The organism is Mycoplasma corogypsi, assembly GCF_045276875.1.
Lineage (GTDB): Bacteria > Bacillota_I > Bacilli_A > Mycoplasmatales > Metamycoplasmataceae > Mycoplasmopsis > Mycoplasmopsis corogypsi.
On sequence record NZ_CP174163.1, the window covers coordinates 548555 to 560273 of the forward strand.

The window sequence follows — 11719 nt, forward strand, 5'->3', positions numbered from 1 at the left end:
TCCAAAAAATCTCATTTAACTGCTAGATTTTTCAAAAATATAGTTAATAAATAGTAAAATTAAATATATAAAAAGTGAAGGAGATTGCATCAGATGAAATATAAAAAATACTTTAAATTATTTGCTCCTATTTCACTTTCTGTTTTAACTCCACTTGCTTTAATTTCTTGTGAATCACAAGAAACTCGTGAATTAAATAAACAAAAAGCAGAGCAAGAACGTCGTAAAAGTTTATTACTTGAACAAATCAATCAAAAAATTCAAACAGCACCTAAAGAATTGAATCTACTTTCAGATGATTTAAAACAATTAGATGAACAAGGATTAAATGATTATTTAGCACAGCTTTCTACAAAAATTGAAGCTTATAATCAAAATATTGAAAAAGCTAACAAATTACTTAAACTAATAACTAACAATAATAAGCTCTTTATGAATAAGGAGCGTGATTTTAGTCACGTTACAAGTTATTCAAGTTTTGTCAGTGCAATTCAAGAATTAAAAAACGAGCGTTTTGAAAGACTTAAACAATTGAAGGATCAATATGATAATTCTTTAAACCAAATTACTGAAAAAACTAAAGAATTATCTAAATTTGTAACTAATTTACCTGAATTTATTAAACAAGAATTAACAGGCTCAATTTTACAAAGCTATCAAGAGTTACTTCTTAAAATTCAAAATAGTTCAGAGAATGTTGATATCGATGCAAAAATAGCTGAAAATACTGCATCTTTAGAAACTTTAAAAGCAGAACTAGAAAAACAAAAAGCTAATCTAGAAGAATTAAAATCTGAAAAAGAAAAAGCTGATAAAGCAGCTGAAGAAGCGGATAAAACACTTGTTACACCTAGAAAAGATGTTAGAACAGCCTTTGATAACTATACAAAATTAAGTAAAACTAATCCTCGAGATATCGATGGTTTAAAAGCTGCTTTAAAGGAATTTCGAGATAAAGATGCTGTTTATTTAGCAAAGAAAAAGGAATTTGCAGAATTTTACGATAAGAAAGAAAACGCACTTAATGCGATTTTTGATGCTGTCAAAGTTCTAAAAAATACTGAATTACAAATCAAAGATAAAACCAGTTTATTAGAAGAATATAAAAAATATAAAGCTAACAAAGAACAATTTAGAGCTAATCTTACCAACAAAATAGCTGAAAATACAGCACAATTAGCAATTAACAATACAACATTGACAACCTTAAATTTTGAACAGAAAAAGGCAAATGATGAAATTATTGCTATTTCAAGAGATTTATTTGAAATTAAAAAACAATCACAAGAAATTCAACAAACAATATCATATATTAGACAAAACATTGATAGATTAGGTATTAGCGATTCTAAACTAGAATTCATTTTGCTTCAATTAGCTAAAACAAATAATAGTATTAGTATTCAAAGAACTAATATTCAGAACTTTGCAAACTGACTTAAAGAACATAATTTAACTAATTTTGCTAATTCATTAAGTCAAGCTGAAGCAACTTTAGCGAAATCAGTTTCAAATCTAAATGTTAGATTAGAAACAAGCAAACAACAATTATTAATTAAAGCAGCTGGACTTAATATAAATGATAGTGCAATTGAAGACTTAAGACAATCAAATGATGTTGATAGTTTTATATTAGCAAAAGACCGTGTTGAAGGATTAATTTCACAAAAAACACTTGATATTAAAAGAGATACTTTAACTAAATTAATTCACTCATTAAAAAATGATTATGATGTAAACCCAGCGCATTCAATTTCAGATTTAGAAAAAGAATATAAAAAACTTTTAATTTACAATTATGAAGAAAATTCATTAGCATTAGAAAAGAAAGTAACACAAGCTATTCAAGATTTTATTGAGCAATATCCACAATATGCACAAGAATGAATTAGCAGACTAGATGATACTGTAGGCTATAGTATGCTTATAAATCTTTATTCAGATCTAACTGCATTCGAAATGAATGTATCACTTGAAAACTTGAAGAAAATTTATAAATATAGCGAATCACAATATAACACTAAATATGACGCTTTAACTAACAAACAACAACTAGCAAAAGCAGCAGCTAGATCTGTAAGTGTTCAATTTGTTTTAAGTGATCGTAAATCAGTTTCAGGTTCAGCGTGATTACTCGACTATCATAGAGATCAAGACAATCCTAATAAATATAAGTTGTTTTTTGCAACTAATGTTCATGTTATCGCTAACTTATCAAATGAAAAAGATTTAGATGAGTACAAACAACCGAATGTACCAAAAACAGCTGGAGTAACGTTTGGATTTGTTAATGACTTATTTGACGATGAAAAAGCACAAGAATATACAACAAAATCTAAAGAGATTAGCAAGAAATTATTAGCATTAAAAACTAATAGTACAGCCGATTTTGACAATAACGTTAAAATTGATAATCTTAATAAATTAACAAAATTAAATTGATTTGAAGGTAACTCAGGAACTGTTTTTACAGATAACGGTTTTTCAAATAACTTACCAAGATCAATCTTTGTTGCCAAAGATTTCATTAAAAAAGATAACACTTCGGTTTGAGATAATTACTATACAGATTTTGCTGTATTTGAGTACGATTATGAAGTTAAAGATGATGAAACTTTAATAAGAGATTATGACGAAAGAAACAGAAATCATATTAAAAATGGACAAGTTGATATTTTAGTTGATGAGTGATATAAAAACTCACTTTTAGCCTTTAATAATCATGTTAAAAGAATGATCGGTGCACTAGATGATTCATTTAAGCTAGTAAGTAAAGAAAATATTTACGATACGATTAATGCATTACCTGATTTTCCTTATTCAGATAACAACCTAGCTTTTTTAGGAATTATTAGAAGCAACTACTATAAAGTTGGTTTAAACGATTTCGGTGAGAGAAAGACTATAATTACAGATCAAGAACCACAAGGAAGTGATGAAGATAAAAGACAATTATCTAATGAAGTTCAATATTATTTAAATACACCTAAATATGCTTTCCACACTAAATATTACATTTCAGCATACCCATATGATAATGAAGTGTTTCATCCAGTTTTAAGAACAAGTGTAGCTAAAAATAAGAGAAATGCAGCTTCTAGTGAATTTACAGATTACATTAAAATTTCACTTCAAAATGATAATAATTCATTAGATGAACCAGTTAGATTTGCTGACACCCCACTAGCTTACCATGGTGTTACATATGTTTTAAATAATGGCGAGCTTCTTTCAGGTGGTTCTAGTGGTAGTGTTATCTTAGACCAACAAGGTTTACCAGTAGGTATTTTATGAGGTGCAGGTTATAGACAAACTCCACCGAATATACCAAACTTCGGCACTCCAACTCCAAATAGCCCAGAAGCAAACAATGCAAATAATGAAAATGTTTCAAATAACGGACAACCTGAAACATTTTTAGGGTTTGGAGCTCCATTTGTTCAAGATATTGATATCAGAACAGGAGATTACCGTTTAATTTATGCATATAATTTAATTAACGGTACAGAGCTAAAATACGATTTTATTAAATATCCTTACATTAACTCACTACCTAAATATCCAAATCAAACTAGTTCATATTTAGGACAAGTTAGAAAAATATACGGACAAGACTACAGCACAAGACTATTTCCGGTGCAAAAACAAAGTTAGTAATTTAGTTAACGAACATAACTGAACCCCATTCTTCGTAATTTATCGAAAATGAGGTTCAGTTTTTTAATAACATAAGGAGCACTACAAAAGCAGGCTTTAATCATATTTGTTTAGTGGAATTTTATAAAACACAGATAAAACACTTGCTTCAAATAGACTAAATTTAAAGGTATTGTATGAAGTCGTAAGAATAACATATGAAAGAGATTTACTTCCAGGTGAACCTAAGTTTAGGATAAAAACAAAAGTTTAAAATATAGCTTTTTTAACTTAAACACTGATTATTAAGCGATATTCTAAAAATTAACAAAATCATCTTTTTAATAAATTAAAAATCTGATAAAATAACTACAAGAGTTTTGAGTGTACTAGTAAAATGTCTAAACTCTATAAAATGATCATTATTATTAGAATATAAATCTTTGTAGATTTTTCCATATGAATAATGAACTGTAAATGTGAATTCGCTTGGGTGTGCTTGATTATTAAGTGCTAGGCGTTCGAAACATTTACATTGACTAACAAACTAAAGAAAAGGATAATTAAAAAAACATGTCAGAAAAACAATTAATTAAAGAAAAAAAACCAATTGTTTCAAAAAATAAATTATTAGAAGCTGCTGTGTACTTCGGACACAAAACACATGCATGAAACCCAAAAATGAAGGAATACATTGTTCCTAACAAGAAAAACAAAGGTAGCCACATAATTGATGCTATCAAAACACAAAAACTTTTAGAAATCGCTTACTCATTAGTAAACCAATTAGCTGCTAAAGGTGCTTCATTTATCTTTGTCGGAACAAAAAAACAAGCTAGAGAAGCTGTTAAACAAGCTGCTTTAAGAACAGATTCATTCTATGTTTCAGAAAGATGATTAGGTGGAACATTAACAAACAACGAAACAATTATGTCTCGTGTTAAAAAGATGGAAGAATTAGAAGCTAAAGCTGCTAAAAACTTCCAAGGTTACACCAAAAAAGAAGCTTTAAACTTTACAAAAGAATTAGAAAAACTACACAAAAACTTAGATGGTATTAAAAACATGAAACGTTTACCACAAGTTATGATCGTAGCAGACCCTAATGAAGATGCTATTGCTGTTAAAGAAGCTAGAAGAAAGAAAATCAAAGTTATTGGTATTTTAGATACAAACGCTGATCCAGATTTCTTAGACTTTGGTATTCCTGCTAACGATGATTCAGCAAAATCAATTACATTAATTATGACAGTTTTAGCTGATGCTATTGCTAAAGCTAAAGGTGGAACACAATTATTTGCTTACCAAGATGATGAAGCTATTGTGTTACCAGAATCACAACAAAGAGCAAACAATCAATAATTTATTATTAAAATTATCTAACCATTAAAACCTATAGGAGTAATCATGGCTGACAACAAATTAGAATTAATTAAAGAATTAAGACAAAGAACAAATTCAGCTTTAATTGACTGTAAAAAAGCTTTAGAAGCTACATCATATGATATTGAAGCTGCTATTAACTGATTAAAAGAAAACGGTATCGTTAAAGCTGCTAAAAAAGCAGGTAGAGTTGCTGCAGAAGGTGCAGTTAGCGCACTAGGAACAGACAAAAAAGCTGTTATGGTTGAAATTAACTCAGAAACAGACTTCGTTGCTAAAAATGAAATGTTTATTTCATTAATTAAGGAAGTTCCACAAGCGATCTTAAATTCAGATGCTCAAAACTTAGAACAAGCTTTAACTGTTAAATTAGCTAACGGTGAAACAATTGAGCAAGCATTAGTAAATGCAACAGCTACAATTGGTGAAAAAATTACACTACGTCGTGTTGAAGTAGTTAAAACACAAGAAGGTCAAGTTTTAGGAGTATATACACATATCAATAACCGTGTTGCTGCGATTGTTACAGTTGAAGGTTCAAATACTGAAGCTGCAAGAAACGTAGCAATGCATGTATCAGCTATGAACCCAGAATTTGCTTTAGTTGAAGAAATTCCAGTTGATAGACTTGAAGCAATTAAAGCCGGTTTTGAAGAACCTGCTAACTTCTCATTAAAACCTCAACAAATCCAAGAAAAAATTGTAACAGGTTGATTAGATAAACAATTATCAGAATTTGTTTTAGCTAAACAAGCTTTTGTTGTTGATGATAGTTTAACTGTTGAAAAATACTTATCAAACCACGGTTCAAAACTAGTTGCATCAGTGAGATACGAAGTTGGTGAAGGTATTGAAAAAGTTGAATCAAACTTTGCTGCTGAAGTTGCAGGAATGGTTCAAAAATAATTAATTAATTTCTAACTTTTACAAAAAAGTAAATACAACAAAATGTGTATAAAAATAAAAGATACTGCGTATCTCTAAACTTTATACACTTTTTTTATTAATTTTCACACTTAAATGAGTTTGAAAAATTACAAAGGAAGCCTATGAAAAAAAGTAAAAAACCAATGAGTATACTTGGTAAATCACTAATTTCACTTGGTATTCTAACAGTCGCCTCTGGATCAATTATTGGCGCAATGTATGGTTATGCTAGAAACTCTGATGAAGTTTTAGGGACATACGCTCCGATTGATCACCAATTACTAAGTACTAAAATACATAGTGAAAATAACAAAATCAAAGGTGATGTTAGCGTCGTATTAGTGGGTGATACTAAGAAATTAGCTGGAAAATATAACTTACAAACTGATAAATTTCAATTTTTAGACAATAATAAAGAGTACACATTCGATGAGTTTTATGCAGCTTTTTTCAACAGATTCAACCAAGAATTCGCATTAAAAATTAAATACGGTTCATTTAGTTTCTTAAATGAATATGTTTTGGCTGTAAAACCAAAACAGTTTTATGATTTCTCACAGTGATTCATGAACAATGTTGCTTATGGACCAGACATTATCACTTTAAATACATTCCGGATTGTTAGAGGTGCTGTGCAAAATGGTAACTCAATTACATTAGGTAGCCATGCGACTGATCGTAAAGAATCTAGTGAAATTAAATTCTATCCTGATGCATTTTTCGGTTCACTTCCACTATACAATGAAGCTGGAGGTGCTGGACTTAGACCTGATTCATTAGCTTATACCACTTTTAAAAACAATGTAAGTATTGATACATTAGAAGAGTTTCTAAACAACATTCCGCTAGCAACTGCAGTTAAAAACAACCAAAAACGTTCATTTAGTCAAAGTTATAACTTTGACCGTGATGAGCGTCATGCAGATAATGACCGTGCTAGAGGTAGAGACGATGACTTTAACATCGAAAGTTTTTTAGGTATACCAATGCCTTCAAAACTAGTTGGAATGAGCTTTTTAACTTATAAAGATGAAGCATACACTCACACAGTTGTAAACGAATCTAGTGATGAATTAGGTGTAAACGCTTCATCTAAGCAATATTTTGCAACTTTAATATTGCCAAATAATCTAACTGAAGAACAATTTAATGAATTCAAAAACCAAAATGCTGGATTATTTGACAAAATTAAATTTAGTGACTTAAAATTAAGAAAAATCAAAAGCGTTTCAAAACAAAGAATTAGAGCTATTGAGTATGATGAATTAGCGTTAGGAATTAATTTCGAAGACACACCTCAAAGCGATAACCCTGCTTTAAGTGAATTTTACTTAACTAAAAATGTGCGTAATCAATATGATATTGCAACTGAAAACACTTTAGCTAATGCTGTAAGAAATTCAATTGTTAATTTCTTAGATTTTTATGATATAAATGCTTATTTAACTGAAAATTCAAACAAAAACATTTTTGTTTACCAAAAAGATAACACAGTTAAATACTACGCTTCACAAGCACAAGCATTTAATAGACTAAAACTAAATCCAAATGATGCCAATTTAGTTGAATACAAAATTACAAAAATGGAAGTTGTTAAAAATAACAATATTTTTAACTTGAATGTAACTTTAGAAAATAGTGCTGATAAAACCAAAACTAAACAAATTAGTTTTGCTTCAAATATGAACCAAGAGCAACTAAATAGTTTTGAGGAATTTAAGCTAGCAGCTGGTTATTTAGGTAAAATTAATCCATTAATTATTGCATCAGCACCAGGAAACCCTAATGTTGTAGATGAAAACGGAAATAAACTATCTAAATTACAATCACAAACTTACCAACTTTATACAGAAGTATATAACGGTGTAGTTGAAAAAGTTATTCAAAAATACCCACAATTACTTAAAGACTTAAATGGTCCACATATTCAAAAAACACTTAATAACCAAGGTTTTTATGAATTCAAAGTAGTTGATGGACCATATAAAGGACTATCAGATGGAGATAGAATCGGTCTTCCAATTATTCTTAATACTTTTATCGAAAACTACGAAGGTATTTCAACAGACTTCTTAAAATACGTTGGAGCTCATGAATATGGACACCACTATACACTTGAAGGTTCTCAAAACCTTAATGAATCAATTGATTCAGTTATCGTTGGTGCTTTAAACGTTCGTGGTGGAGCTAATATTCAAAGTTACTACAACCAAAATGCTTTAAGAAACTACTTATTCGCTCGTACCGGACTTGATTTTGAAAGAGTTGACGCTTTAGATAACAAAGATAAAAATGGTGAATTTATTAACTTTATTTACGAAACTTTAAAAGGTAATAAAGTCGTTGAAAATGATACTTTAGTTTGAGGAAACGGATATAAAGGTGCTGATCCATTTACTGTTATTGAAAAACCTGAACGTCGTTTCTTACAAGATGAAGAATCATTAGCTAATGCTGCTAAATTAAGAGATGTGCGTGTAGGTGATTTATACATCGCTAACGCTTTTGATAGACACTCAGGAACTCTAAACCCATTTATTAGAGGTATTATTAAAACTATCAATAATAAACAAAGCAATGAGTTTGTTAAAGTTACAGCAAAACACATTTTAGAAAACATCACTGACGGAATGGGAAATAAAATTAAATTTACCATTTTAGGTGATCAAAACACTTCAAATAAAGAAGATGTTTTAATTGACGTAATTAAAAGCGAAAGAGTGGACGGACAACTAGTTGTCAAAGAAGTTTATATCAAAGATAAAAACAACAATCCAGTAATTAATGTTCCGTTAAATACTAAATTAAGCGCTGAAAGTGAAAAATATGTTTTAGAACAAGTAAAAATTATCACAGACAGTATTAAAAACTTAATTGATGCAAACCAGTTCTATTCAGGTTGAAATAATAACGCTACCTCAATTTCAGGAAAACCAAGTATTAGTTTTACAACTTTATTAGAAGGTGTTGATAAAGCTAAATTCGCTGAAGTTGTTAAAGCAAGAAAAAACCCAATTGAAAAAGATGCTAAAGCTAACTTTTATAGTTTTACCTTAAACGGTAAAGAACGTAGCGCCTACCAATACAATGTAATTAATGAAACAGATACATTAAGTACTCAAGTTCAAAACTTATTAATTGGTTTTAATAGCTTTTTAGCTTCTAGAGACAGTGAAATTAAAACTACAGTGGACGCTTTAAAAAGACTATACCCAAATGATACATATGCTAAAGATCCAGCTTTTAGAACTGGTGGAACATTTTCAGGAGCTAACGCTACATTCGCTTTTAAAGCAGCAGATTCGAACTTTAGTGCAACTTACACATTTCCATACTTTGCCAAAATAGGTTTTAGTGAACTAGCTAGCCAAAGAATTCCACGTTTAAGAGCTTTAGCTGAACAATACGAATTAAAAATTCCATACGGACAAGCTCCATTTTCATTTACATTCCCAATATTTTTAGGATTTACTGGTCAAAGTAGATTTATTAAATATTTAGATGCAAATAATCCAAACTTAACAACAGATACACCAACAAATACTTTTGTTGTAGTTCCTTCAGATATTAACCGTTTACTTGCAAATAGAAATATTACAAATGTAGGTATTGATGATCTTTTAATTAGCTCATTTAACAACTTTACTCAGGTAAATGATGCAACTACGAACGTAAAATTAGATGGATTAAAATTTAACTCATTAAAAGATATGTTTGATATGTTTTCTATTGATTATTCAAAAATTAAATTTAGTGGTGTAGATGCAAATAACAACCCAATTTACAATGTGGATGTCGATTATGCCAAATCTAAATTTAACTTTGAAACTCTAAAACAAAAACTACAAACCAAAATTGAAGCAGCTAAAACTCAAAATAAACCAGAAGAAGCAAAAGCACTTGAACAAGTGATACAAAGCGAACAAAACCTAGCTAACTACATTCTAAAACTATTTAGAAACTCTAACTTATTATGAAGTGTTAAAGACTTTAGTATAGTTTCTCAACCAAAAGCAGATGGAACTAAAACTCACGGTTTAATTGAAAATAGAGCTATTTTATCTCAAGAATTTGGTATCACAATTTTAGATCCTAAATTTGCTCAAAACTATGTTGAAAGCAATGAAGCTTATAATGCTTTAGATGAAGGAATTCAAAAGCAAACTATGACTATTGAAAAACTTCAAGAGTTAGTTGATAGTTTTGTTATTGAATTAGGATTAACCGAACAAGAAGATATTAAATCATTAAATACAAATGACTTATTTAACTTTTTAGGTAATACTTTCTGACTAAAAAACTTTGGTAAAGATGTAAATGGATTTTTAAGCGATTTTGAATATTCAGTTTTAGGTACAGGGTTACCTTCAAATGACTTCTTAAACTACAACTTATCAAGAATTGAAACATTAATTCAAGATAAAATGACTGACTATATTTTCTCATTTGCTGAAACTTTAACTCGTGATTATGTACAAACTACATATGTACCTAACTGAGATAATTTCGGAAACTTACCAAATTACTTAAATAATGTTTCTGAATCACTTACTGGTTTAGATTACATAGTTGATGCTACTCAAATTAACTTTATTAATGATTTAAAAAACTCACACAAAGATATTTTAGAAGGTGAAATGGTAGCTACTTTAACTAATACATACGCTCCGTACGCTGAAAAAATGAAAAAAGATTTAAACGAGCTATTTTTAGAAAGAGTAAAAATCTTAAATGATGAACAAGTTGTTAGAACAGAAAACAGAAAACTACAAGATGAATTAGTTGAATTAAACAAACAATTAAACGCAACTAGTGGTTTAGGAAAATTTGCAATTATTAACAAAATTTCTGAAGTAACTAAAAAATTTGACACTAACAGACAGTTAATCCAAGCTTCAATTCTAAAAAGAGGTGAAGTAGCTCAAAAAGTAAAAAATATCTCATCTAAACTTCGTTTAGAATGATTAGCTAGTGCTAAATTAAACAAAAATGTGCTAACTTCAGACCAAACAAATGAAAGACAATCAAACTACTTTGGTCAATTTATAACTAAATCTAACGGTTACTTTAGCGACAGATTCCAAAAAGATAAAATTAATATGCCACTTTATAAAGATGATGGTACACCTGTTGAAATCCCACAAAATCAAAGAAGACTAAAACACTTTAATGGAACTGATTATGTTTCAAATGTTCCTGAAGCATTCTTTGTGTCTCAGTTATTAAACTATGGAGTTGGAAATAGAAACATTTCAAGTGTGTACAGAAATAAAGAACTAGATGCGATTTCTTTATATGGATTTTTAGAAAACACTGATGCAATCAAAAAAGCTGTAAATAACGGTGGATTATTTATTAAATTTACAAATATTGATGATGCAAACGATGTACAAACTTTAGCTGTTAATATTCAAAATACTAATAATTTATTCTGATTAGAAAAACAAGCTGATCAAAATTCAAAACGTACTTTAGAAAGCTATGGATATATTTCATGAATGAGTGATTACATTCTAGCTGGTAAGTATCGTGATCAAAAGAAACTAAAACCAAAATCAGCTTATGCAATTGAATTTGTTGATAAAAATGGTAATTTTGTAGCAAAAGCTAATACTGGAAGTTTACAAAAAATAGCTGAAAATGGTAAATTAGTAAGCCAATCACCAATCAATGTTTCAGCTGCAAATACTATTAAAGATCAAAACGGTAAAGTAGTTGATAAAGCAACTATCGTAATTGATTATCAATTTAACACACTAGGATAGGAAGGAGG

General features: G+C 29.2%; 4 protein-coding genes. All 4 read left to right on the forward strand.

Features of this window, described 5'->3' with window-relative positions; translation table 4 throughout:
- Positions 1-93 precede the first annotated feature (93 nt).
- Positions 94-3654, forward strand: a complete 3561-nt coding sequence (locus ACJA23_RS02275) for an MIP family Ig-specific serine endopeptidase (RefSeq protein WP_406613606.1) — start codon at positions 94-96, stop codon at positions 3652-3654.
- Between the two features lie 555 nt (positions 3655-4209).
- Complete coding sequence (gene rpsB / locus ACJA23_RS02280) at positions 4210-4998, forward strand: 30S ribosomal protein S2 (protein WP_406613608.1); 789 nt, start codon at positions 4210-4212, stop codon at positions 4996-4998.
- 45 nt (positions 4999-5043) lie between these two features.
- Positions 5044-5925, forward strand: coding sequence for a translation elongation factor Ts (gene tsf / locus ACJA23_RS02285; protein ID WP_406613610.1), 882 nt, complete (start codon positions 5044-5046; stop codon positions 5923-5925).
- A 143-nt stretch (positions 5926-6068) separates the two neighbouring features.
- Positions 6069-11711: a PDxFFG protein gene (locus tag ACJA23_RS02290; RefSeq protein ID WP_406613612.1), complete on the forward strand. Its 5643-nt coding sequence runs from the start codon at positions 6069-6071 to the stop codon at positions 11709-11711.
- Positions 11712-11719 lie beyond the last annotated feature (8 nt).